General features: G+C 40.3%; 23 protein-coding genes. 12 read left to right on the forward strand and 11 right to left on the reverse strand.

Going from position 1 to position 25408, the window contains the following annotated elements:
- Window positions 1-100 precede the first annotated feature (100 nt).
- The 7 genes from ABG082_RS13315 (at window position 101) to ABG082_RS13345 (ending at window position 7548) form a co-directional block, all read left to right on the forward strand.
- Window positions 101-1543, forward strand: coding sequence for a DEAD/DEAH box helicase (locus ABG082_RS13315; protein WP_348936171.1), 1443 nt, complete (start codon window positions 101-103; stop codon window positions 1541-1543).
- A gap of 190 nt (window positions 1544-1733) precedes the next feature.
- Window positions 1734-2783 carry a fatty acid desaturase gene (locus tag ABG082_RS13320; protein WP_008343127.1) on the forward strand — a complete coding sequence of 350 codons (1050 nt, stop codon included), beginning with the start codon at window positions 1734-1736 and terminating at the stop codon, window positions 2781-2783.
- Window positions 2784-2900: 117 nt separating this feature from the next.
- The gene (locus tag ABG082_RS13325; RefSeq protein ID WP_048002751.1) at window positions 2901-4037 is read left to right on the forward strand and encodes a sensor histidine kinase; all 1137 of its coding nucleotides are present in this window, start codon (window positions 2901-2903) and stop codon (window positions 4035-4037) included.
- Window positions 4034-4633 (forward strand): response regulator transcription factor, encoded by a 600-nt coding sequence (locus ABG082_RS13330; RefSeq protein ID WP_035391139.1) that lies wholly within the window; start codon window positions 4034-4036, stop codon window positions 4631-4633. The genes ABG082_RS13325 and ABG082_RS13330 overlap by 4 nt, the downstream gene beginning before the upstream one ends.
- 190 nt (window positions 4634-4823) lie before the next feature.
- Window positions 4824-5744 (forward strand): iron-hydroxamate ABC transporter substrate-binding protein, encoded by a 921-nt coding sequence (locus ABG082_RS13335; RefSeq protein WP_317327780.1) that lies wholly within the window; start codon window positions 4824-4826, stop codon window positions 5742-5744.
- A gap of 110 nt (window positions 5745-5854) precedes the next feature.
- Window positions 5855-6544, forward strand: a complete 690-nt coding sequence (locus ABG082_RS13340; protein WP_348936172.1) for a response regulator transcription factor — start codon at window positions 5855-5857, stop codon at window positions 6542-6544.
- Window positions 6544-7548, forward strand: a complete 1005-nt coding sequence (locus ABG082_RS13345; RefSeq protein WP_348936173.1) for a sensor histidine kinase — start codon at window positions 6544-6546, stop codon at window positions 7546-7548. The genes ABG082_RS13340 and ABG082_RS13345 overlap by 1 nt, the downstream gene beginning before the upstream one ends.
- Before the next feature lie 74 nt (window positions 7549-7622).
- On the opposite strand, the gene ABG082_RS13350 is transcribed toward ABG082_RS13345, so the two are convergent.
- Window positions 7623-8867 carry an FtsW/RodA/SpoVE family cell cycle protein gene (locus ABG082_RS13350; RefSeq protein WP_348936174.1) on the reverse strand — a complete coding sequence of 415 codons (1245 nt, stop codon included), beginning with the start codon at window positions 8865-8867 and terminating at the stop codon, window positions 7623-7625.
- The gene (locus tag ABG082_RS13355; protein ID WP_148943429.1) at window positions 8858-9202 is read right to left on the reverse strand and encodes a PadR family transcriptional regulator; all 345 of its coding nucleotides are present in this window, start codon (window positions 9200-9202) and stop codon (window positions 8858-8860) included. The genes ABG082_RS13350 and ABG082_RS13355 overlap by 10 nt, the downstream gene beginning before the upstream one ends.
- 298 nt (window positions 9203-9500) lie before the next feature.
- Between ABG082_RS13355 and ABG082_RS13360 the strand changes: the two genes are divergently transcribed.
- Window positions 9501-10262, forward strand: coding sequence for an ABC transporter ATP-binding protein (locus tag ABG082_RS13360; RefSeq protein WP_348936175.1), 762 nt, complete (start codon window positions 9501-9503; stop codon window positions 10260-10262).
- A complete protein-coding gene (locus tag ABG082_RS13365; RefSeq protein ID WP_348936176.1) occupies window positions 10252-12189 on the forward strand; it encodes an ABC transporter permease in 1938 nt (645 codons plus the stop codon). Before ABG082_RS13360 ends, ABG082_RS13365 begins: the two co-directional genes overlap by 11 nt.
- A 44-nt stretch (window positions 12190-12233) precedes the next feature.
- Here ABG082_RS13365 and ABG082_RS13370 read toward each other — a convergent pair whose 3' ends face one another.
- A complete protein-coding gene (locus ABG082_RS13370) occupies window positions 12234-13583 on the reverse strand; it encodes an amidohydrolase family protein (protein ID WP_272511783.1) in 1350 nt (449 codons plus the stop codon).
- 105 nt (window positions 13584-13688) lie between these two features.
- Window positions 13689-14276, reverse strand: coding sequence for an NAD(P)H-dependent oxidoreductase (locus ABG082_RS13375; RefSeq protein WP_348936177.1), 588 nt, complete (start codon window positions 14274-14276; stop codon window positions 13689-13691).
- Window positions 14277-14392: 116 nt separating this feature from the next.
- Here ABG082_RS13375 and ABG082_RS13380 point away from each other — a divergent pair, with 116 nt between their 5' ends.
- The gene (locus tag ABG082_RS13380; RefSeq protein WP_272511785.1) at window positions 14393-14827 is read left to right on the forward strand and encodes a MarR family transcriptional regulator; all 435 of its coding nucleotides are present in this window, start codon (window positions 14393-14395) and stop codon (window positions 14825-14827) included.
- A 52-nt stretch (window positions 14828-14879) separates the two neighbouring features.
- On the opposite strand, the gene ABG082_RS13385 is transcribed toward ABG082_RS13380, so the two are convergent.
- The 6 genes from ABG082_RS13385 to ABG082_RS13410 form a co-directional block, all read right to left on the reverse strand.
- Complete coding sequence (locus tag ABG082_RS13385; RefSeq protein ID WP_348936178.1) at window positions 14880-15056, reverse strand: hypothetical protein; 177 nt, start codon at window positions 15054-15056, stop codon at window positions 14880-14882.
- 232 nt (window positions 15057-15288) lie between these two features.
- Window positions 15289-15903: a LysE/ArgO family amino acid transporter gene (locus ABG082_RS13390; RefSeq protein WP_348936179.1), complete on the reverse strand. Its 615-nt coding sequence runs from the start codon at window positions 15901-15903 to the stop codon at window positions 15289-15291.
- A 136-nt stretch (window positions 15904-16039) separates the two neighbouring features.
- Window positions 16040-17620, reverse strand: a complete 1581-nt coding sequence (locus tag ABG082_RS13395; RefSeq protein ID WP_348936180.1) for an acyl--CoA ligase — start codon at window positions 17618-17620, stop codon at window positions 16040-16042.
- Between the two features lie 225 nt (window positions 17621-17845).
- Window positions 17846-18058, reverse strand: a complete 213-nt coding sequence (locus tag ABG082_RS13400) for an alpha/beta-type small acid-soluble spore protein (RefSeq protein ID WP_003216385.1) — start codon at window positions 18056-18058, stop codon at window positions 17846-17848.
- An 89-nt stretch (window positions 18059-18147) separates the two neighbouring features.
- The gene (gene thiI / locus ABG082_RS13405) at window positions 18148-19353 is read right to left on the reverse strand and encodes a tRNA uracil 4-sulfurtransferase ThiI (protein ID WP_007501769.1); all 1206 of its coding nucleotides are present in this window, start codon (window positions 19351-19353) and stop codon (window positions 18148-18150) included.
- Between the two features lie 4 nt (window positions 19354-19357).
- A complete protein-coding gene (locus ABG082_RS13410; protein WP_348936181.1) occupies window positions 19358-20500 on the reverse strand; it encodes a cysteine desulfurase family protein in 1143 nt (380 codons plus the stop codon).
- A gap of 202 nt (window positions 20501-20702) precedes the next feature.
- Between ABG082_RS13410 and brnQ (ABG082_RS13415) the strand changes: the two genes are divergently transcribed.
- Both brnQ (ABG082_RS13415) and brnQ (ABG082_RS13420) read left to right on the forward strand, forming a co-directional pair.
- On the forward strand, window positions 20703-22046 hold the full coding sequence (gene brnQ / locus ABG082_RS13415; protein ID WP_048001837.1) for a branched-chain amino acid transport system II carrier protein: 1344 nt from the start codon (window positions 20703-20705) through the stop codon (window positions 22044-22046).
- Window positions 22047-22260: 214 nt separating this feature from the next.
- On the forward strand, window positions 22261-23604 hold the full coding sequence (brnQ, locus tag ABG082_RS13420; protein WP_348936182.1) for a branched-chain amino acid transport system II carrier protein: 1344 nt from the start codon (window positions 22261-22263) through the stop codon (window positions 23602-23604).
- Window positions 23605-23645: 41 nt separating this feature from the next.
- Here brnQ (ABG082_RS13420) and ezrA read toward each other — a convergent pair whose 3' ends face one another.
- Window positions 23646-25349 (reverse strand): septation ring formation regulator EzrA, encoded by a 1704-nt coding sequence (gene ezrA, locus ABG082_RS13425; RefSeq protein WP_348936183.1) that lies wholly within the window; start codon window positions 25347-25349, stop codon window positions 23646-23648.
- Window positions 25350-25408: the final 59 nt, after the last annotated feature.

The raw sequence follows: 25408 nt of genomic DNA on the forward strand, positions 1-25408 counted from the left end.
TTACGGGGCTTTTTTTCATGCCTTTTCATTCAAGGTCATGGTGTCTTTGAAAAGATATGGTATGATGTCACAAGTATACATGTACGAAAAGGAGAACACGATGCCATTACAACATTTTGATCAATATCCATTAAGCGATGAATTGAAACAAGCGCTAGAAGCGCTTCATTTCCATACACCTACACCTGTTCAGCACGAGACATTATCCGTTGCTTTTTCAAAGCAGGACCTCATTGTCAAATCTCAGACAGGCAGTGGCAAAACAGCAGCCTACGGTCTGCCAATTTGTGAAATGGTGGATTGGGCTGAGAATAAACCTCAAGCCCTCATCCTCGTCCCAACAAGAGAACTTGCCATGCAGGTCAAACAGGATCTGACCAGCCTCGGACGATTTAAACGAATCAAAGCGGCCGCCATTTATGGAAAAGCTCCATTTCAAGCACAAAAAATAGAGCTTGCACAAAAGAACCACATTGTGTGCGGAACGCCAGGACGAATATTGGATCACCTCGAAAAAGGGACACTTTCTTTAGACAATCTGTCATTTTTCGTGTTAGATGAAGCAGACGAAATGCTGAACATGGGATTTATTGATCAAGTCTCTTCTATTATTCAGCATCTGCCGCCAAAGCGGATGTCGATGTTATTTTCAGCGACGATGTCTGATGAAATGAAGGATTTGAGTGAGCAGTTTTTACAATCGCCAAAAGTGATAGAGATTGCTCGGGAGGAAACGACGAAGCAGCAAATCACCCACACGTTGATTGAAACCGAGGAAGAAGGCAAGTTTTCATTACTTCAACGAACGATTGTCATTGAAAATCCAGATAGCTGTATCATTTTTTGCAATACGCAGGAGCGAGTGAATGAACTGACGATGAAGCTGGATGAGTGGGATGTTCCTTGCGATAAGATTCATGGCGGGATGAGGCAGGAAGATCGCTTTGCCGTCATGGATGAATTCAAAAACGGGGAATTCCGTTATTTGATCGCAACAGATATTGCAGCCCGAGGAATTGATGTCAGTGATATGACACATGTCATTCATTACGACTTGCCATATGAAAAAGAACGCTATATTCACCGGACCGGAAGAACTGGCAGAGCGGGTAAAAGCGGAAAAACGATTGCGTTTATGACAAGGCACGGGCAGCCGCTTATTGAAGAATTAAAAGAGGAAGCTGGTATTCATTTTCAAATTCAGCCTTATCCTACAAAAGAAGAAGCAGAACAACATGTGGCAAGCTTTGAAGAAAAAATTGAAACACCGATTCAAAAGGAAAATAAGCAGGCCGTCATAGAAAAAGATATTATGAAGCTGTATTTTAATGGCGGGAAGAAAAAGAAACTCCGGGCAGTTGATTTCGTTGGAACGATCGCCAAAATAGACGGCGTTGCGTTTGATGACATTGGGATTATTACCATTCAGGAAACAAAAACATATGTAGATATTTTAAATGGCAAAGGCCCTCTTGTGCTAAAAGCCATGCGCCACACAACGATTAAAGGCAAGCAGTTAAAAGTACATGAAGCACGTGCATAAAAAGTGAAGGCTAAGCGCCTTTACTTTTTTTATTGATTATCATCACAACTTACAAACCCTTCTGCCACCTGCTTTTTTGATACTCAACATGACAAATGTCATATAGTATACATGATGGGTGCTACTATGAACATGACACCTTTCCTTCTATACTTTGAAGTAGAAAGAAACGGAAAGGACTTGAACGTTCATGACGACTTCAACAAACACACAGCAGCAAGCCACTTTAAGAAAACAAGTTGGCCAATTCTCTGGTGCTAATTCGAAAAAAAGTATCATTCAACTCTTTAATACATTCATTCCATTTTTGGGGCTTTGGTTTCTTGCCTATTATAGCCTGAACATCTCCTACCTTTTAACCCTCTTCTTTGCGGTGATTGCAGCTGGATTTTTAGTGCGTGTCTTTATTATTTTTCACGACTGCTGCCATCAATCCTTTTTTAAACAGAAGCCGCTAAATCACCTGTTCGGATTTGTAACGGGCGTACTCACCCTTTTCCCTTATCTTCAATGGCAAAGAGATCATTCAATTCACCATGCCACAAGCAGTAATCTAGACAAACGAGGTACTGGCGACATTTGGCTCCTGACAGTCAAAGAATATCAAGAAGCATCAGCTTGGACGAAATTTCGCTACAGATTTTACCGTAATCCTTTTGTGATGTTTATTTTAGGACCGATCTTTGTTTTTCTCTTAAAAAACCGTTTCAACGTCAAAAATGCTCGTAAAAAAGAGCGCTGGAACACGTATTTCACAAACGTGAGCATCATTGCGCTAGCAACTGCAACGTGTCTTCTTTTTGGCTGGCAGGAGTTCCTGCTTGTCCAAGGTCCAATCTTCCTGATCTCAGGGTCAATCGGTGTATGGTTATTTTATGTGCAGCATACATTTGAAGATTCTTACTTTGAAGCAGATGAACATTGGAATTATGTGCAGGCAGCTGTAGAAGGCAGTTCTTTTTACAAATTACCAAAGCTTCTTCAATGGTTAACAGGCAATATCGGTTATCACCATGTCCATCATTTAAGTCCGAGGGTGCCGAATTATCATTTAGAACATGCCCATGAACACAGTGAACCACTTAAAAATGTGCCAACCATCACGTTAAAGACTAGTATTGAGTCGATGAAATTCAGACTATGGGATGAAGAGACGAAAGCATTTGTGACCTTTAAAGAAGCACGTCAGACTAGAATCACCCCTGTCATAAAAGGAGACATTCTGAAGAAGAATGCATAATTGGCGCAAGCTCTTTCTTACAATAGAAGGAGCTTGTTGTATTTGCAGGATGCGCTCATCTGTTCAATTTGATAAAGTAGTGAAAAAGACTGAAAAAATGAAAAAGGTGAATCACGGATGAAAAAACAACTTAAAATTCAAAAACTGCATGGGATTTCCCCATATATTTGGGCGATTTTTTTCATCCTGCCCTTTTATTTTATCTTTAAGACCCCTTCGACTTTAGGCATTGTGATCGGCATTATTTTAAACGTCGTCTTTTTTGCGGTCTACCGTTTTGCCTTTGTCTCAAAGGGCTGGTCGTTATATGTATTCGGCCTTCTATTAATCGCCATTTCGACTGGTTATGTGATGCTCTACAGCTACATTTATTTTGCTTTTTGTATCGCCTATTTCAACGGGCATATCAAAAGAAAAGTCCCTTTCTATATCTTATACTATATCCATCTAGCGAGCGCTGCCGTAGCGGTGAACTTTAGCCTGATCTTAAAAAAGGGCTGGTTTCTCACGCAAATTCCGTTTGTCGTGATTACACTGATCAGCGCCATCCTCCTCCCTCTTAGCATTAGAAGCAGGAAGGAACGTGAACGGCTAGAAGAGAAATTAGAATATGCCAATGAACGGATCGCCGATCTTGTCAAACTTGAAGAAAGACAGCGAATTGCTCGCGATCTGCATGACACACTTGGACAAAAACTCTCTCTCATTGGATTAAAAAGTGACCTTGCCCGTAAGCTCGTGTATAAAGACCCTGAACAGGCTCGTGCCGAACTAAAAAGCGTCCAGCAGACAGCTAGAACGTCTCTAAATGAAGTGCGAAAAATTGTTTCTTCCATGAAAGGCATTCGGATCAAAGATGAAATATTGAACATTAAGCAAATACTTGAAGCCGCCGATATTGACATGATTTATGATGAAAAAGAAGCGCCGAAACACATCTCTCTTCTAAACGAAAACATTGTGAGCATGTGCATCAAAGAGGCCGTGACGAATGTCGTCAAGCATAGCGACGCCACTGTCTGTCAAATCACGATTCATCAAAAGTCAAAGGAAGCTGTCATTACAGTTGAGGATAACGGCACATTTAAAGGCAGTCATCCATCCTCTCAAACGAAGGGACATGGCCTTGCAGGGATTAGAGAAAGATTGGAATTTGCAAATGGACGCCTGCACATTGAGACAAAAAACGGGACGAAGCTGATCATGAGCATTCCAAATGATTCAGCAGCGAAAGATAAGGAGGAAATAAAATGATTAACATCTTTATCGCAGAGGATCAGCAAATGCTGCTCGGTGCTCTTGGATCGCTTCTCGATTTAGAAGACGATATGACGGTTGTTGGAAAAGGCACAAACGGCCAGGACGCCATAGATTTTGCTAAAAAACACCCGGTCGACATTTGTTTAATGGATATTGAGATGCCAGGAAAATCTGGGCTCGATGCCGCTGAAGAACTCAAAAAGTCTGATGTGAAGATCATCATTTTAACAACCTTTGCCCGTTCTGGCTATTTTCAAAGAGCGCTGAAAGCTGGCGTTAGCGGCTACATGCTGAAAGACAGCCCAAGCGAGGATTTGGCAAGTGCCATCCGCAGCGTGATGAAAGGGAAAAAGGTGTACGCCCCTGAATTAATGGAAGACTTGTATAGCGACGAAAATCCTTTAACTGAACGAGAAAAATCGGTTCTAGAACTCGTCGCAGACGGAAAAAACACAAAAGAAATCGCCAAGGAACTCAGCATAAAAAGCGGCACTGTCCGAAACTACATATCCGTTATTTTAGATAAACTAGAAGTCAAAAACCGAATTGAAGCCATCACTCGTTCCAAAGAAAAAGGCTGGTTTAAATAAGAAAAAAGATCAGGTCATACACTGCCTTGATCTTTTTTTCTTTCTATCAGAATTCCTCTATCCACTGCTAAAATATCATTGACAACAAACCTCACATCTATGGTATGATATCTGAGTGATAATAATTATCATTATCACTCATACAACCAAATACACGGCTTATGTGCCGATTTCAAAGGAGTCTACATTCATGAAGAAAATATTGTTCCCTCTGATGCTCATCTTCGTACTTGCGTTGAGCGCATGTGGCAATAGCAACAACTCTTCCTCAAATAAAGGAAAAAATCAATCAACGTCAGACACGATTACATATCAATCTGAAAATGGACCTGTGAAGCTGCCAGCAAATCCAAAACGTGTTGTTGTTCTCGCCTCTTATACAGGAAATGTCTTGTCACTTGGTGTGAACCTTGTGGGTGTTGACTCTTGGTCAAAAAAGAATCCACGTTTCAAAAAGAAATTAAAAAATGTGGAAGAAGTATCAGATGAAAATGTAGAAAAAATCATGAAGCTAAAGCCTGATGTCATCATTGGTTTAAGCGGTGCAAAAAATGTAGAAAAACTAAAAAAAATCGCCCCAACTGTTTTATTCACGTATAACAAAGTCGATTACCTTCAGCAGCATATTGAAATTGGAAAAGTCTTAAACAAAGAAAAAGAAGCAGAAGCATGGGTGAAGGATTTCAAAAAGCGCACAGCTGAAGCTGGCAAAGAAATCAAAGCAAAAATCGGTGAAGATGCAACCGTATCTGTCTTTGAAAGCGGCACAAAAGATCTTTACGTCTTTGGAGATGCATGGGGACGCGGAACAGAAATCCTCTACCAAGCAATGAAACTAAAAATGCCTGAAAAAGTAAAAGAAAAAGCATTAAAAGCTGGTTATTATGCGGTGTCACAAGAGGTCATCCCTGAATTTGCCGGAGACTATATGATCATTAGCAAAAACAGCGAGATGGACAATTCCTATCAAAACAGTGAAATCTATAAGTCCATTCCTGCTGTGAAAAAACATCGTGTGTATGAAGCAAATGCGGAAGAGTTTTACTTTAATGACCCGCTCACACTTGAATATCAACTATCATTCTTTAAAAAGCACTTTTTAGGTAAATAAACCGAAGCAAGGGACCTCTTCCCTTGCTTTTTTGCTGTCTGCTTCTAGCGGGAGTGCCTATTTTCCGCTACAATGATGTACAAGCTAATTTAAAAAGTGTGGTGCTCGTTTTGTTTAAAATTTTGCTGATTGAGGATGATACAACCCTCTTCCAAGAAATCAAAGAACGTTTAATCAACTGGTCTTATGATGTGTATGGGATCAACAATTTTCAACAGGTCATGCAGGAGTTCACTTCCATCCAGCCTGATCTAGTCATTATTGATATTCAGCTGCCAAAGTACGATGGCTTTCATTGGTGCCGGATGATTCGGCATCATTCCAATGTGCCCATCATTTTTCTTTCCTCTCGTGATCATCCTGCTGATATGGTCATGTCGATGCAGCTTGGAGCCGATGATTTTGTACAAAAGCCCTTTCACTTTGACGTTCTCATCGCCAAAGTAAGTGCTGTTCTTCGCCGAGTCCATGATTATAATGCGGAACCAGCCAACTTAAAAGTCTGGTGCGGCGCTACCCTTGACCTTGAAAATAATACAGTGACAAATGAAAACGGTGAGATTGAATTAACAAAAAATGAGTTTTTTATTCTCAAAGAATTGATTCAGCATAAAAACCATATCGTCAAAAGGGAATCTCTCATCCAAGCTTTATGGGACGATGAACGATTCGTGAGTGACAATACACTCACTGTAAACGTCAACCGCCTTAGAAAAAAACTAGACGAAATCTCCCTTGGCGCCTTCATTGAAACAAAGGTGGGTCAAGGTTATCTTGCAAAAGAAAAGGATGATCAATGATGCTGCAAGCATTTCTAAAAGAACGAAGAAGCTGGATCTTGTTCTTTCTTAGTTTGCAGCTTCTCATTCTCTTTGTTGCATATTTGGATACAACGATTCCACTCGCTTCTCTTTTTTATATCGTGCTTTTGTCTACATTACTCTTCATTGTTTTTCTTTTTTTTCGTTACCGGAAAGAAACTGCTTATTATGAACAACTGAAAGAATGGGACGAAAACATAGACCATCAAATGCGTCTCAAACCCTCTTCCCCTTTTGAACAAATTGTACAGGAGGCAGCGTCAGAGCAAATCGACCGATACCGCCAGATGACGGCTAAACAAAAGACTGCACTGGAAGAAGAAAAAGATGAACTGCTCTCATGGATACATGAGGTGAAAACGCCGCTCACGGCGATGCACTTAATGATTGACCGTATAACAGAACAGCCGCTCAAATCAAATATGACATATGAATGGCTTAGAATACATTTACTCCTTGATGCACAGCTGCATCAAAGCAGGATCCAACATATTGAAAATGATTTATTTATTGAAAAACTGGATCTCCAAAACATGCTAACGAAAGAAATCAAAGCGCTCCAATCGTGGTGTATACAAAAAGGAATTGGCTTTGACCTTTTATTAGAAGAGCGAGACGTATTAAGTGATACAAAATGGTTATCCTTTATGATCAGACAAGTGCTGACAAACGCAGTCAAGTACAGCCATTCATCTGACATTATCATCGAAAGCAAACAAATGAACGAACAAGTGGTGCTCACCATCACAGATCAAGGTAGAGGAATTGACCCAAGAGACGTGTCCCGTATTTTTGAAAAAGGCTTTACCTCCACAAGACATCACAATGACACGGCCTCCACAGGCATGGGGCTCTATTTAACAAAAAAGGGAGCTGACGTTCTTCATATCACGATCGAGGTCAACTCCACATTAGATCAAGGGACCACTTTTACCTTTATCTTTCCGAAAAAGAATGATTTTGTGCATATTGCGAGCATGTGAACATGCAGTTCAAGAAACCCAATCTCTTCATCCAACGATGCATTGAAGAGATTGGGTTATTTTATACAGCCATATCATGCTACTTCACGGGACATCCCCCCTAGATTTTTCCTTCTATAAATACTCATTAGCAGCCCGACTGACATCATTTCTAGAAGAATATGAGATCCCCCATAGCTCATAAAAGGCATGGAAACTCCTGATATAGGCAATAATCCAAAGTTTGTAAAAATACTTAAGATAAATTTTGCTGCAAATGTGGTTGCCAAACCAATCATTAATATTTTGCCATAAGCAGATTGAACTCGTTTCGCTGTATGAGCTACTCTATAAATCAAAGTCACAAACAAAATAAAAACGGCCAATCCTGCGAACCATCCGAATGAATAAATGAAATACGTCAACATCCAATCAGTGTGAACATCATACAATGCGTACGGATTTATCTGAAAACCATTTGAGCTAAATTCATGAAGTGAGTATTGGTAAAAGTGGGACATATCAGCTTGATAAAGAGAAAATAATTGAACAATGAGATAGACAATACCTGCTGCTGTAAACAGAATAAGCTGTCTCATTCTTGCATGAGATACATACATCATCGTTATGCATATGACCATAAAGGTGATGGTTGCAGAAAGAGATCCGACTATATGTAATAAAATAATGGGTAAAGTGACAATCGCTAACCCTAGCCAGGACTTGAAACCATTCTTCCAATTCCAAGATTGATAAATGCCCGCTAACGAAATAATCATCAGAAATGGAAAAATTTCAGTCAGATTGATCGATCCATTATTTAAGCTTAAAAAGAGAATACCGTTCACTCTTGTCCCAATCATCATTGTAAGAATCAGCATTCCAATCGTTCCTATGTATAAATGCCATGAATAGGGTAAAAAGCGCCGATAATCAAAAGCAAACAGTCCAAGCATCAACGCAAGACCAAATACATAGTAAATGAGACTTTTATAAAAGATATTCGTGTCTTGAAAATGAAGTAAATGAGAATGAAACTGAAAATAATACATTACAAACAGCCCAAATAAACAAGTAGCTAATACAAGAAGTATCGTTTTAAAGTCAACTTGAGTTTTGTGTGTTTCATGAAGCTGCATTCCGAGTATGGCTGCATCTCCAATTTGATCGAGCGCTTGATCTACCGCCTCTTCTTCTGACATGCCCGCACTGACCGCTTCCTCTTTCAGTGTGTATAAATGATCACGAAGCTCAAGCTTTATACTTGAATGTACGTCTTTATTTTTGATTCGTTTACACACATTTTTGATATATTGTTCAAATTTTTTCTCTAGTCCCATACGACTTTCTCCCCGTTCAAAACGCCATCTACTGCATCTTTGAACACATTCCATTCTTCCTTCTTTTCCTTCATAAACGCTTTGCCCTGTTCATTAATCCGATAATACTTCCTTTTTCGATTGCCATTCCCTTCACCCCAGTAAGACACAATGAATCCCTTCCCCTCCAAAGTGTGCAAAATAGGATATATCGTTCCCTCTTTAAAGCTAAAAATTCCTTCGGATTTCGACTCCAATTCCTTAATCATTTCATATCCATACATTGGCTTTTCATTTAGCAAGCTTAAAATAAGGGTAGCAGTACTCCCCTTTAGAAGCTCTTTACTCACTTTCATCCATCGTCACCTCTAATACATAGATTTACTATGCATATATTTGATATGCATATCTTACATGAAATCACATACTCTGTAAAGGTTCATCAGAAAAAAACAAAAAATTTGATACATCATAGCGAAAAACAGATAAAATAATTGAATATCAATCTGAATTCTACATAAGGCTTTGACATATAAAACAAGCATGTGACAACAATGTCACATGCACGTCTATTTTGTTCGCCAAATCGCAGGAAGTCTGATCGGCTTCTTTTTATACTAGAGATATCAATTAAATAAAAAAGGGGTTCGACAGATGAACATTTTAGAAGCTCGCAAGTTATTTAAAAACTATGGAAACAAATTCAATAAACAAGAGGTGCTGAAAGGCATTGATTTGACGATAGAAGCTGGAGAATTTGTCAGCATCATGGGGCCATCAGGCTCGGGGAAAACGACCCTTTTGAACGTATTGTCATCGATTGATCATGTGTCCAGCGGATCGATTCGGATCGCAGATGCAGAAATGACGCAAATGAAAGATCAGCAGCTCGCTGAATTTAGAAAGAAACAGCTTGGCTTTGTTTTTCAGGATTATAACTTACTTGATACACTCACGGTTAAAGAGAACATCCTCTTGCCATTATCCATCTCCAAAACGCCTAAAAAAGAAGCTTTTGAACGCTTTCAACAGCTTGCAGAGGATATGGGTATTTATGAACTAAGAGACAAATATCCAAATGAACTGTCTGGGGGACAAAAGCAACGGACATCTGCGGTTCGTGCCTTTATTCACGAACCAAGCCTCATTTTTGCTGATGAACCAACCGGAGCACTTGATTCCAAATCTGCGTCTGACTTACTGAACAAACTGCAAGAATTCAATTACAAGCGCAAAGCAACCATTGTCATGGTGACGCATGACCCTGTTGCAGCCAGTTATTCAAGACGAGTGATTTTTATCAAAGATGGACAGATCTATACACAATTGAATAAAGGCGCATTAGAGAGAAAGATGTTTTTCGAGGATATTATGAAAACACAAGGTGTTTTAGGCGGTGTGAAGCATGAACATTAATCAGCTCGTCTTCCGCAATCTGAAGAAAAACTTGAAAAATTACTATTTATACGTGTTTGCACTTGTATTTAGTGTGGCGCTCTATTTTTCCTTTGTCACCTTGCAGTATTCACCAGCACTTGATGATGTGAAAGGGTCTATTAAAGGCGGTGCGTCAATTAAAGCCGCTTCTATTCTGCTAATCGCCATCGTCGGCATCTTCCTTTTATATGCAAATAGCATTTTCATCAAACGTAGAGGAAAAGAAATCGGCCTCTTGCAGCTCATTGGAATGACGAAACAAAATATTGCCAAGCTGCTCCATGCAGAAAATTTTATCCTATATATAATTGCGATGGCTATTGGTATATTTACCGGATTTATCGGCTCAAAGCTGATGCTGATGGTTCTATTTAAAGTGACCGGTGTTCATGCAATTGCCAATCTTCATTTTTCTGGCATGGCTCTTTTGCAAACGGTCATCGTGTTTCTCTTGATTTATGTTGTCATCATGCTAAGAAATAGACGTTTCATTCAGAAGCAAACGATCTTAGCTTTGTTTAGAACCACCTCTTCTACAGAGCAGCGCATTAAAAAAATCTCTGTCTTTGAAATCATCATCGGGATTCTAGGCATTGCCTTCATCAGCTCAGGCTATTACATTTCTTCTCAGCTTTTTAGTGGCACATACACATCGATGTTTTCGTTATTTTTAGCCATGATCTATATTTTAGGTTCTGTCATTATTGGTACTTTCCTTTTCTATAAAGGCTCTGTTTCATTCATTGCCAATATCGTACGAAAAAGAAAAAATGGCTACCTTGCCATTCATGAAGTCTTGTCTTTATCGTCGATAATGTTCCGTTTAAAATCAAATGCATTGCTGTTAACGATTATTACTACAGTATCTGCACTTGCCATCGGTTTGTTATCACTCAGCTATATTTCCTACTACTCAGCAGAAAAAACAGCTGAACAACAAATTCCAGCACATTTTGTCATGGGGTCAGAGAAAGATGCTGGCACATTCACTCGTGCACTTTCTGATCAGCATATTGCCTATGAGAAAAAGCAGTTCGAGGTCATTCAAGCCGATTTTGATGCAAATCAGATCATCGATACGAAGTTAAGCAGTGTGAATAAAGCTCCAGGAGTCTTGACACTACCTGTGATCAGCGAGAAAAACGCACCAAATATTCATGTAGAGAACAACGAAGTCATGTTAAGCGGCTACAATGATTTATTGAAAAAATTCATGCCGATTCAAAGCACCGGTGATGTGAAACTTTTAATAAAAAAACCAATTGATTTAAAAGTAATTGATATGAAAAAGGATCATTTAATCTCTTACCAGTTTACTTTTGGCGGCCTACCTGTTGCTGTCGTCAGTGAAAGTGTTTTTGAGCAGCTCGACCAAAACAAAGATCCTAAACTGCAGCGTGAGAATAATCAATATATTGCGATCAATATAAAAGATGAGGGAAAGGTTGAACAAGCCAATGACGTCTTTATGTCTGCGAAATTGAGTGATGAAAGCATGTCTAGATTTGCTAACACTCAGCAGCAAAAACAAACCATCGGACTGATGATGTTTGTAGTCGGATTTTTAGGCCTCAGCTTCCTTGTGACATCAGGCTGTATTTTATACTTTAAACAGATGAATGAGAGTGAAGAGGAACAAAGCTCATACACGATTCTGCGTAAGCTTGGTTTTACGGAGAAAGATCTCTTAAAAGGCATTCGACTCAAACAGCTCTTCAACTTTGGCATTCCGCTTCTCGTCGGACTGCTGCACAGCTACTTTGCTGTACAATCTGGCTGGTTTTTATTTGGCAGCGAACTGTGGACTCCTATGCTGATTGTGATGACGATTTATACCGTTTTATACTCCGTCTTCGGATTCCTATCTGTCCAATATTATAAAAAAGTCATTAAAGAATCGTTGTAAAGTATTCCCCATAGGCACTGGCCTATGGGGATATTGTGCTTCATTCATTTTGTTGATTCAAACTGATGCGATAAAATGTGATCTCTTGCCGCATAAGCTTTTTGTTTGACCTCTTCTAAGTTCACTCCAACCAGCTTCCCATTTTGTTTCACTGCTTTTCCAGCCACATAGACAGAATCAACATTTGAAGGGTGTGCCGTTTGAACAACTGCCCCAGCTGGATCTGTCATCGGAAGAAGATTCATGCTTGTCCGATCGATCAAGATAAAATCAGCTTCTTTTCCAGGTGTGAGTGAGCCGATTTTGTCATCAAGCTTCAAGGCACGAGCCCCGTTTATTGTGGCTGCTTCAAGCATTTGCTGAGCAGACAATCCAAGTTCAGGTCCCGGCATCGTCCCTTCCATCAATAAAGATTGATTTTGAATCGCCCGCTCCGCCTGTAGTCCGAATTTCATTTGGGCAAATAAATCTCCTCCTGTCGCTGTCACCACATCTACACCAAGCGTTGGCAGAACGCCATTTTCAATGGCGAGCCCTGTGACAGGATATCCGTGTCCCATCATCATTTCAATCTCAGGTGTAATCGAGATGGAGCTTCCGCTGTCAGCTAACATCTTCATTTGATCTGCATCAATTGCATTGATATGCACCATATTCAAATCAGGCCCGAGCAGCCCTGCTTGATGAAGCCGTTCAATCGATCGATCCGCCGCTCCCCAATTTCCAAAGCCAATGTGCATACTGCATAATGCATCTAGTGATCTCGCTGTTTCAATTTCAAAGACGGTCGTCTCCCATGAAGAAAATTCAGGTCCACGAATGGCAAGTCCCATCGTCAACAGCTGATCCGATGATTGAAAATGTTTTTGTTTCACGCGGGCTGCGTCTTCCATATTCGTGAGCGTACTTTCTCTGTCCCAATATGCTGCATCTCCAGAGGTACCAAAACCAAAGACCGCTCGAATACCCGCATCTTTTAAACCTCCAATGAGTTCTTCTGTATGATCCATAGAATTGATCATCGTCCAGTCGAAAAACGTGGTCACTCCTGCATCTAATGCCTCTAATGCGCCTAAATAATTAGCAATTCGATCATCTGACGGACGTCTCATCGCCCCATAGTTGCCATAATAAATTTTGCTCAAATACGTTTGCAAAGACCAATCTGTTCCGATCCCCCGTATGACAGACTGCCACACATGACGATGTGTATCCACAAGCCCTGGCATGATGACCATGTCAGACGCATCAACAACATCAGCACCACTTGCTTCAATCGAAGGTCCGACTTCTAAAATATGTGCCCCTTCAATTAATAGATCTCCCTTCTCCAGAAAACCTAAAGATGGATCAAGTGTGATAAGAGCCGCATCTTTAAACAATGTTTTCTTCATCCATATCCCCCTTTTCAAATAAAGAGAATGAGTCACTCACTCTCTCTGTCATTTTAAGACATAACAGGTTCAAATTAGAAGAAAAGTGACTCAAGGAATGTGGTTTTATGAGCTGATATTCCGAAAATAGTTGTAAATTCGTTTTAATTTAGCGTCGTGCTTCCCTTTTGGACTTTCCATCATGCCAAATTTAAAGAACTTCACCGGTTTAATTCCGACATATTGCAAAAGAGCTCGTTTCATTAACATCTTATGGGCATTTTGCAAAAAGAAGAAAGGGTAGTGGGTCGGTCCTTGCATTGTCGATACACATACAGCCCTCTTTCCTTTTAACAAACCTTCTGGAAGCAGCCCGCCTGTTTGACGGTAAGCAAAATTCGCTGCAAACATTCGATCAATAAAACCAAGTAGCATGGCTGGCGGCCGCCCCCACCAAATCGGATAAACAAACACGATGTTGTCTGCCCATTTGATCTTCTCTTGATATTCTTGAATCTCAGGGTCCTTATGCATGTCACGTCTTTTTTTCTCTTCGTTAAAAATAAGTACAGGATCAAATTTGTCTTGGTATAAATCAATGATTTTCACTTCTTGTACGTTTGGATTTCCTTCACTGCCTTTAAGGATTTCTTTTAAAAAAGCACCATTTAAACTATTGTGATGAGGGTGAGTATAAATAATGAGTACATTCATGGCTTGGCTCCTTTAGTTATCATTTGATAACCAACAGCATACACCTCTCTCATTTAGTTGTCAAATGATAATTGTTTTTTGATAACAAATTTGATATGGTATGTAGGAGGTGAAAAATGATGAAATACCCGTATTTTTTCAAAGAGTTCGTCGCATTTGCTTCTACTTTTTCTGAGCTAAAACACGCCATGATGAACAAGGTGAAACCATCTGATCTAACCACCCTACAATATTTGATTCTAGAGCAGCTAGCCGTCAGTGAGCCGCTAACACCTAGTGAAATTGCCGATTGTCAGCACATGTCTCTTCCAAATGTCAGCAGAGAATTGAAAAAGCTTCAAGAAAAACAATTCATCGATAGACAAGAAGATAAAGAAGATAAGCGAAAACATGTCATTATGCTGTCTAAAAAAGGCCGCGAGTGTATGGACAAAGCATTTCAACAAATTGAATCCATGCTCATAGACAGCCTTTCTCCCTCTGACCGGAATCAAATGGATGATATCGTACAAGCCCTCCGTCTGTTAAATCAAACCATTTTCAAAAAATGAGCCAATGAAAAAAGCATGAGCGTATCGCTCATGCAGATCATTTGAGAAAACGTTAGTGAAGAGATGCTAAAAGATAAGTGATCAAACCTACTATTGGGATAAGCGGGATCATCAGCTTCAATGTTTTATTCGTATTCTTATATAAATTCCACAGCAAAACTGGTACACCAAACATCAATGTATCAAAGACAGCAAGCACTGCCCCTTTACGCTGTTCTTTATGAGCCATTTAAAACCTCTAAATTACATTTTTATAATGTAGCATAGATCCTATTCTGATCATTTCCTCCAGGTAATTAAATCGTCAGCATGTCTGATAAAAATGAACAGGATGTAACTGAAGCTTCGCCCGAGATAGTAGAAATAAAAAAGCGCCAGATGTTTTCCATCCAACGCTTTTTTCCCATGACATGTTCAGCACTCATTTTCATGCATCACGTCTCTTTTGCTCTATGTATCCTTTATGCAATAAGCTGATAGGCGATATATAATGCAACCAGCCAGATCATGACGGCTGAGGCTTTATTGATACGGTTCATCCACTTGCCGTTTGTATCTAGCTTCCCTAACATTTTCCCAAGAAGGGCAAGACCAATAAACCATAACCACGAGACAATCATACAGGCTGCGGTAAATGCCATTTTTTCCGCCCCATGATATTGAAGGGAGTTCGTTCCAATCACGCCAATCGTATCGAGAATCGCGTGAGGATTTAATAGTGAAACGGAACAGGCAAATACGATTTGTTTTCTCACAGGCATCAAGTCCACCTTTTCTTGATTACCTGATGCAGAGCTCGTGTTCCAAACTGACCACCCCATATAAAGTAAAAAGAAAAATCCAATGATAAAAAGACCTATTTGCAAGATAGGAATGGTGAGTACAACAACCGAAACCCCAATGATAGCTAAAGTAATTAAAAGTGTGTCGCAGAGAGCAGCTGTAATGACCACAGGCAGTACACGATATAATCGAGGCTGAAGGGCTCCTTGCTGAAATACAAATACATTTTGCGCGCCCAAAGGTAAAATAAGACCAAAGGCAAGCACAATCCCATGAATTATCGCAATCGACATTTTCAGAACATTCTCCTTTTCAAGTCATCCTTACACATTTTAACATAAAACATCATGAACGAATTTTACATAATTGATTTGTCCAATAAAAAAAGCGCTGGATGATTTTCCATCCAGACGCTTATTGTTTCTACTGTTATGATGATTTTCGTGCAAGCTCTCTTTCTCTCAGCTCGACACGTCGAATTTTCGCTGACGGAGTTTTTGGTAGCTCGTCAATGAATTCGATTTCTCTTGGATATTTGTACGGTGCTGTTGTATTTTTCACGTGTGTTTGCAGTTCTTTAATCAGCTCATCGCTTTGTGTAGATGCATCACGCAGGACGACGTATGCTTTCACGATTGATCCTCTGATTTCATCTGGACTTGCCACGACCGCACATTCTTTCACTGCTGGGTGTTTAATCAGTGCATCTTCAACTTCAAATGGACCAATTGTATAACCTGAGCTGACAATGATGTCATCCCTGCGGCTTTCAAACCAAAAATACCCGTCCTCATCTTTTTTCGCACGGTCACCGGTAATAAAGTAATCCCCTCGGCGCTGCGCCTTTGTACGCTCTGCATCTTTGTAGTATTCCTTGAATAAAGCCGGCGTTTCAAGATGAACGGCAATGTCACCTATTTCTCCTGGAGCACAGATCTGGCCATTCTCATCAATGATCTCTACTTCATTGCCAGGTGTTGGTTTGCCCATACTGCCCGGCTTGATGTCCATTCCTTTCAGCACCCCAACTAGCAGCGTGCTTTCTGTTTGCCCGTAACCATCTCGCACTTCGATATCGAAATGTTTTTTGAACGTATCGATGACTTCACGGTTAAGCGGCTCTCCCGCAGAAACAGCACTATGCAATTTCGGCAGCTCGTACTGACTGAGGTCATCCACTTTTGCCATAAAACGATATTCTGTTGGTGTACAACATAAAACATTGATTTCATTTTTTTGAAGCAGCTCTAAGTACGTATTCGGATTAAATTTCCCTCCATAAACAAAACCTTCTGCTCCGCTTCCTAAAACAGATAAGAGAGGACTCCACACCCATTTTTGCCAGCCTGGTCCTGCTGTTGCCCATACTTTATCCCCTTCATTAATGGAGAGCCATGCTTTGGCCGCAGTACGTAAATGTGCATACGCCCAGCCATGTGTATGAACAACCCCTTTTGGATTACCTGTTGTGCCTGATGTATAAGATAGAAACGCCATGTCCGTACGTGTTGTTTCTGCCATTTTTAACTCGCTTGATTGCTCTTCCTTTTGCGCAACAATATTTGTCCAGCCATGATCATTCTCACCAATCGAGAATGTTTTAAAATCTTTTGGCTGATTGGTTCCGTCGAATGATTGAATGAATGATGCGTAAACAATTGCTCCTTTTGCTTCTGCATGCTCAATTCGGTAATCTATATCTTTAGCGCGAAGCATTTCTGAACAAGGAATTACAACCATTCCTGTTTTTAAAATGGCTAAATAAATGCTGTATGCCTCTAGCATACGCGGCACCATCACAATGATTTTATCGCCTTTTTTAAAGCCTGCATTTAATAGAACATGACCAATTTTATTCGCCTCTTCTACTAATGCTGCATATGTCACATGCGCTTCATGGCCATTCCCGTCCTGCCAGTGCAGGGCGATTTTCTTCTGGTCATGACTGAACGCTTCAATCTCACTGACTAAGTTATATTGTTCTGGTGCAATTAAGTCTTCTCTTTTCATGGTACAGCTCCTTTTAGCCTCTTTCTATGAAACGAATCATGTTTCAATTTACCTATTCTAACACTCATAACTGAAAAATGCTTGAATTAGGACCTACTCCTAGTATTATGCCATAATTTTTTCATTTCGTCTTCTTTTTTAAAAATATTCTAACAATTTATATGTACAAAAAGAAAAGAGCGGGAATGAACCCGCTCATAAGCCATAGCTTTTTAATTGTGTGTCTTAGAAAGATCCGCCACCCATATGTTGTTGAGCGTAAGATACAAGACGCTTAGTGATTTCTCCACCAACTGATCCGTTAGCGCGAGCTGTTGTTTCTGGTCCAAGGTTTACGCCAAATTCTGAAGCGATTTCGTACTTCATTTGGTCGATCGCTTGTGCAGCGCCTGGAACGACTAATTGATTAGAACTGCTTTGTCTGTTTTGTTGAGCCATGTGTTCTCACCTCCTTGTGAATATAGAATGTGTAGAAACACATGACTTCATGCGATTGATTTTATGGTAATTATTATGAAATTTTTTATTTAGAATAAATCAGCGAATTTGTCAGCTGCTTTCTTTTCATTTGTGACAACGATTGTTTCGATCTGCTCCACTGCCTCATCAAGCATTGGCTCGAATTCAGCAAAGCTTTCGTAGCGTTCTACTTTTTCAAGTTTTGGTTTTGTTTTTGGAGATGGCGGCGTAAAGATCGTGCAGCAATCCTCAAATGGCTGAATGCTTGTCTCATATGTGCCAATTCGTCTCGCTTCTTCGATAATGTCATTCTTATCCACGGCAATCAGCGGGCGAATGATCGGTGTGTTTGTGACATGATTAATGGCATACATGCTTTCAAGTGTCTGACTTGCCACTTGACCAAGGCTTTCACCTGTAATAATGGCAAGCGCATCACGCTTGGCTCTTATTTTATCTGCAATTTTGAGCATCATTCTTCTCGTTGAAGTCATCGTATAGTTTTCTGGTACTTGTTTGTGAATGAGCTCTTGAATTTTTGTAAAAGGAACGATGTGAAGCTTGACTTCGCCTCCATAAGCAGCTAAGCATTCCGCTAGATCAATGACCTTTTGCTTGGCACGTTCACTTGTATAAGGCGGGCTAAAGAAATGAACAGCTTCAATTTGAATGCCTCGTTTCATTGCCTGATAGCCGGCCACTGGGCTGTCAAAGCCGCCAGAGAGCATCAACATCGCTCTTCCGCTTGAACCAACTGGCAGTCCGCCTGCACCTTTTACATCTTTAAATGTAATGTACGTCGCGTGTTCTCTTATTTCAATTCGCAAGTGAACATCTGGCTGTTTCACATTAACGGTTAAGTTGTCTGTATTCCTTAGAACATGTCCACCAATTTCTCGGTTCATTTCATTTGAATCAAGCTCAAATTGTTTATAAGAGCGTTTCGTTGAGACCTTAAATGTATTTCCTTGTTCATACACTTCCTGAACCGCTGAGAGTGCCGCTTCTTTGATAGCATCAAGATTTGTCTCACATTTTACAGCCAGGCTAAAGCTTTGAATGCCAAATACACCTTTAAGCTGTTCTGAAATCGGTTCAGGGTCTTCTCCGTTTAGCATGATCGTAATGCGGTCTCTGTCAGATGCATACTTTAATGCTTCAAAGTCTTTTAATACAAACCGGATATGCTGTCTTAGTTTTTCGATAAATTTCTTTCTATTTTTCCCTTTTGTTGAAATCTCACCAAAACGGACTAAAATATGGTCATACTTCATGTTGTTATCTCATTCCTTTTAATTTTTTCACACTTTGTGCGATCGATGTGATGATTTGTGGCGCTAGCTCTGGTCCTTGTCCATATGTCAAACTGATTCTCATGCTGCTTTTGGCTGCATCTTCTGATTTCCCCATCGCCAGCAGGACACGGCTTGGTTCCTTTTTCTTAGCAGAACAAGCAGACGTTGTCGAAACGTAAATGCCTTCTTTTTCGAGCATATGCAGAAGGACTTCGATTTGAATACCTGGCACTGAAAAATTCACAATGTGCGGTGCGCTATGCGTCAGCGGTGTGTTTATGACGACGCCTTCTATCTTTCCAAGCTGCTGCTCTAGCTCTGTTTTTAAAGCGACCATCTCATCATGATGCTTGTTTAAATGTTCAAATGATTGCTTTATGGCTTTTGCTAAGCTGACAGCTCCAGCAGGGTTCTCAGTCCCTGAGCGAAGGCCAAATTCCTGCTCTCCTCCTGTGATAAAAGGGGCAAGCACGATCTCTTTCTTTAAAAAGAGGGCACCTGTTCCCTTCAGGCCATGAATCTTGTGGCCTGACATCGTTAAAAGATCAATATCCATCTCTTTAGGCAGCGGAACCTTGCCAATTCCTTGTACGCCGTCGACATGAAAAATCGCCTCTTTGGCATACTTCCGAATGATGCTTGCCGCTTCCTCTATCGGCTGAATCGCGCCTGTTTCATTGTTTACATGCATGAGACTGACAAGCACTGTATCAGGGCGAAGCACTTCTTTTAAATGCGTCATATCTGCACGGCCATGCTCATTTACTTGAATATAGGAAATATCAAAGCCAAATAATGTTTTCAGCTGTTCAAACGATTCGATGACAGATGGATGCTCAATCGCTGTTGTGACAATATGTCTGCCTCGGTTCATCTTGGCAAGAGCAGCCCCTTTGATGGCAATGTTATTTGCTTCTGTTGCACCTGAAGTAAAAATAATCTCATATTGTGTAAAGCCTGTATAGTGAAGGATTTGTTTTCGCGTTTCACTTAATAGACGGCTCGCATCAATTCCAAGTTGATGCAGCGAAGACGGATTCCCAAAAAAACGCTCACTCACTTGCTGATGTACTTGTAAAACCTCTGGATAAGGCTTTGTTGTGGCACTATTATCAAGATAAATCATATCTTAAACTCCTTACAAAAAAACTTAAAAAATAAATGCATTTATATGTTACCATAATGAAGTCAGACAGAGAATTTTCTGAAAATGGCAGTTGACAACTTTTCATTTTCACTATATCATCCATAGTGCAATTGTCATATAAACACCTAAATTGTCAGAATATTTAAATTTGACACAATACACTGATTGAGGAGGGACTATTTTGAAAAATAGTTTAAGTATAAAAGAAACATTGGCTATTGGACTAATGCTTTTTGCATTATTCTTTGGCGCAGGAAATATGATTTTCCCGCCTGTTCTTGGACAATATGCTGGTGAAAACGTATGGCTTGCCATCGGCGGATTCCTACTTACAGGCGTAGGTCTTCCACTATTAGGGGTTATTGCTGTCGCCCTTACTGGTACCGGAGCCAAAGGCCTTGCCGATAAAGCACACCCTAAATTCGGGACTATCTTCACCGTGATTCTGTATTTATCCATTGGACCATTTTTCGCCATTCCGCGAACTGGTACGGTTTCGTATGAGATAGGATTAGCTCCATTTCTCTCAGGTGCCCAAGCCACTTCATGGGTACCACTATTCATCTTTACCGTAGTGTTTTTCACTATTTCATACTTGCTTGCGTTAAATCCTTCAAAGCTGGTTGATCGTATTGGTAAAATTTTGACACCGATCTTATTAACTGTTATTGCTATTATTGTCATTAAAGCCATTGCTACGCCAATGGGAATGATCGGTGCTCCAGATAAAACATATGAGGCAAATCCGCTTTTCACTGGATTTTTAGAAGGCTATAAAACAATGGATGCACTTGCTTCTATCGTATTTGGAATCGTCGTGGTGACAGCTGTTAAGGACAGAGGCATCACAGAGCGAAAATCTCTTGCAGCAGCTTGTATTAAGGCAGGACTCGTAGCAGCTGTTGGACTGGCACTCGTGTACATTTCACTCGCTTATGTGGGTGCTTCAAGCCCCGATGCCACGGGAATGGTTGGAGCAAATGAAGGAGGAAAACTACTTTCACTTTCTGCCAACTTTTTATTCGGTTCTGCTGGTAACATTGTTCTTGGCGCAGCCATTTTATTCGCTTGTTTAACGACTAGTGTTGGACTTATTTCATCTTGTGGAGAATATTTTTCAAAGCTCTTCCCTAGCCTGTCTTATCGCACAGTCGTTCTGATCGTCTCTTTATTTAGTACACTGGTTGCAAACCTTGGACTCGCACAGATCATCTCACTATCCGTTCCAGTTCTTGTGACCATCTATCCACTAGCCATTGTGATTATTTTATTGTCATTCCTTGATCGCTGGATTAATGGCAGAAGAATCATTTATATCACTTCTCTCATCTTTACTGGTTTCTTTGCCATTATTGATGGATTATTAGCCGCAGAAGTGAATCTAGGCGGCTTGCCTGGCATCTTGAAATCAATTGTTCCGTTTTACGATTTAGGCATTGGCTGGATCATACCAGCTATTATCGGTGCTGTGATTGGTGTACTTATTTCCATGTTTACCAGCCCACCAAAGCAACTTGCCTCATAATCATCGCAAATCAAAACATCCCCTTCCAAAGAAGAAGGGGATGTTTTTTTATTGTTCTTCATATACTAAAATAGAAAAATTCATGACTTTTGTACGAAAACACATGTTGACATCAGGCGTACATCCTTTATAATTAGTGATTGTTAATGATGAACGGTTACCTAGCAACTAATTAACAGAATATTTCAACATAATAATGGAGGCTTTAAATGCAATGAAGGCAACTTTGTCGACGAAAGATACGGTTATCATAGGTTTTATGCTGTTTGCTCTATTCTTCGGCGCCGGTAATATGATTTATCCACCAGAGCTTGGGCAATATGCTGGGCAAAATGTGTGGAAAGCAATGGGCGGATTTTTATTAACAGGTGTCGGTTTACCTCTTCTAGGGATTATTGCAATCGCTTTGACAGGTCGAGATGCAAAAGGATTAGCTGATAAAGCTCACCCAGCTTTTGGTACAGCGTTTACCGTCATTTTATATTTATCTATCGGGCCACTTTTCGCTATTCCTCGTACAGGAACGGTTTCATATGAAATTGGTGCACTACCCTTTTTAGCTGGTGTACCATCTTGGCTCTCACTTTTTTTATTTACACTGGCCTTTTTTGGTATTACGTATTATCTTGCGCTAAATCCAACGAAAATTGTGGATCGTGTAGGGAAAGTGTTAACACCGATTAAATTTACGATCATTTTGATTATTATCGTCAAAGCCATTTTGACACCGATGGGCGTCATTGGCACACCTGATGTGTCCTATAGCAATGGATCATTTTTCAAAGGGTTTTTAGAAGGCTATAAAACCATGGACGCTCTTGCATCTATTGTGTTTGGAGTTGTTGTCATCAACGCCATTAAAGGACGCGGCGTGACAAGTAAAAAGGCGCTGACATCTGCTTGTATCAAAGCAGGTCTAATTGCAGCTTGCGGATTAACATTTGTTTATCTATCACTTGCTTATTTAGGCGCTTCAAGTACACACGCCATTGGTTTTGTTGGAGATGGCAGTAAGATCTTGGCTCAGTCTTCGCAATTTCTTTTTGGCAGTTTAGGTAATATTGTGTTAGGCGCGGCGATTACGGTTGCCTGTTTAACAACAAGCATCGGTCTTGTGACATCGTGCGGAGAGTATTTCTCAAAATTACTACCTAAACTTTCTTATAAAACAGTTGTGACACTCGTGACATTATTCAGTTTTATCATTTCAAATTTTGGACTTGCTCATATTATCGCTTTTTCAGTACCTGTTTTAACTGCGATTTACCCGTTAGCGATTGTGATTATTGTTTTATCACTTGCTGACAAATGGCTTGGTCATAGAAGACCTGTGTATATCCTTACTTTGATTTTAACTGGCTGCGTCAGTCTGTTTGACGGCTTAGCAGCGGCGAAACTGCCGATTGGTCCTGTGAAAGATCTCTTTCAAAAGACCTTGCCGCTATATGACCTTGGCATTGGCTGGATTATGCCTGCCATACTCGGAGTCGTGATTGGATTTGTGATCTCTCTTTTCACTTCTTCTGCTTCAGAAGAACGTCAAAAGCAAGCTTCATAACATGGAAAAAGCTGAAGTCCTAAAATGGACTTCAGCTTTTTTTATTGATGCTGATATTCTTTTTCTTGCTGAGTTAAAAGCTTCTGAACGGCTCCAGGTGATGCTTTTTCGACAGCTGCTGCTGCCACTTCAAATGAATCGTTATAATCATAGGCATAAAATCTTCGTTCTGCCTCTTTTAATTGCTCTGAAAGAATGTGGTTTTGACTTCTAAACCGGTTGCCGTATTGTATAATCCGTTCAATTTGATCCACTTTACGAAGCATGTCATGTGTTTCATCAACGACATGTCTGACTGTTTCAGAGGCTTCTTTTAATTGCTGGTTCACTGCTGGCATATTCAGCGGCAAATTTTCTAGCTGCTCCTGCACTTGCTGAATCATCTCCTGCGCTTTTTCAGCACGTTCTTTGATGTCAGCAGGTACACCTGGAATGTTGCTTTTGTGCAGCTGGCGCACTGTATCTGTCAGCATAGTTTTAAGTTCAGCCAATGTTTCTCTTGCTTGTAATTCTTCTTTTCGTAACGATTGAAGGTGATCTTTAAACGCTTCATGAAGCGTTTTGGCATCCTCAATAAAGGTCTCAAGCTGATTGATTTCATCCATTAATAATGTGTATGCGACATGGTCACGATCAAGTTTCTCTCGTATTTGCTTCATGAGCTTTTCAATTTCTTCTAATCGCTTTTCGAAGGCTTTCTGCTGATCCAGCTCTCCCGCTGTCAGCTTGTAGCTTTGTTTCACAAGAGCCGTTTCTGCCTTTGTCTGCGTGTGGTCTTGTTCAAGTTTTTCAAATGCTTCGGTCAGCTCAGGCATTTTGCTCTTGATTTCCTGACCTGCTTCTACTTCTGCTTCCAGCTGATCATACAGCGTCTGAATCGCATCATCAATCATTTGCAGAATGCTTGATGCTTCATCTAAGTTGAGTTCATCAATCAGTAGCTTCTCCGCCCGGGTCAGCTGTTTATTCAAGTTCTCCAGCTCTTTTGTGATCTGGATGTGCTCTAGTTTGTAGCCTTTGTCTGTCATTTCTTTATAACCGTCTTTCAGCTTCGTCAGCTGACCTGGCACAGTTTGCTTGCAGTCTGCGATGAGCTTCGGTACATCATTGATATATAATTGCAGCTGATCGAGTCTGCGGTCTTGCTCAAGCAAAATTTTCCTTGCTGTCATGTAGTTTCCGTTTTCTGTCTCTTCTTCATACTGCTTGATCCCTTCCCAGGCCTCGTCCAAGTCTTGCTCCATTTTGTCATAAAGGGTGCCATATAAATGGCTGTAAGCAAGCAGATTTTTTCGTACCGTTTGATATTGCTCTTTGACCTTCTCGATGTCTTTTCGGTTTTGCTCTTCACTTGTGACAAGGTCTGCAATCTCTTTTAAAATGTCTTCGATGTTTGAATCAGCAGCGGTGAGCAGATCTCCTATATGTGCAAGAACTTGCTTCGCTTTGGAGAATCGATATTTATCAGAATACTCCTCTGCATCATATAATAGCTCCTCTACCTTTGGAAGATGGGCTGTGACGATATCGTCCCACTCTGCACGCCATCTTTCAAAAAACTGCTCTGTTTCTCCGGTCATTTTTAAATGTTTGATTTTTGAAATTTCTTCTACAATTGATCTGTTTAAAATTTCAATTTTCCATGCTTCCAATCGGTCAATCTCTTTATATATATTTTTTCTGAGGAAATAACCGACTGAAAACAAAGCAAGCAAAATGACAATTAAACCGATGATAAACTCCATAATGAGCCCCCTTGTTGTGATCTAAGTGATGTCAGGGTAGTGTCCCGAGTAGACCTGAG

Origin of the sequence: Bacillus sp. BS1807G30 (assembly GCF_040047675.1) — a bacterium.
Classification (GTDB): domain Bacteria; phylum Bacillota; class Bacilli; order Bacillales; family Bacillaceae; genus Bacillus; species Bacillus altitudinis.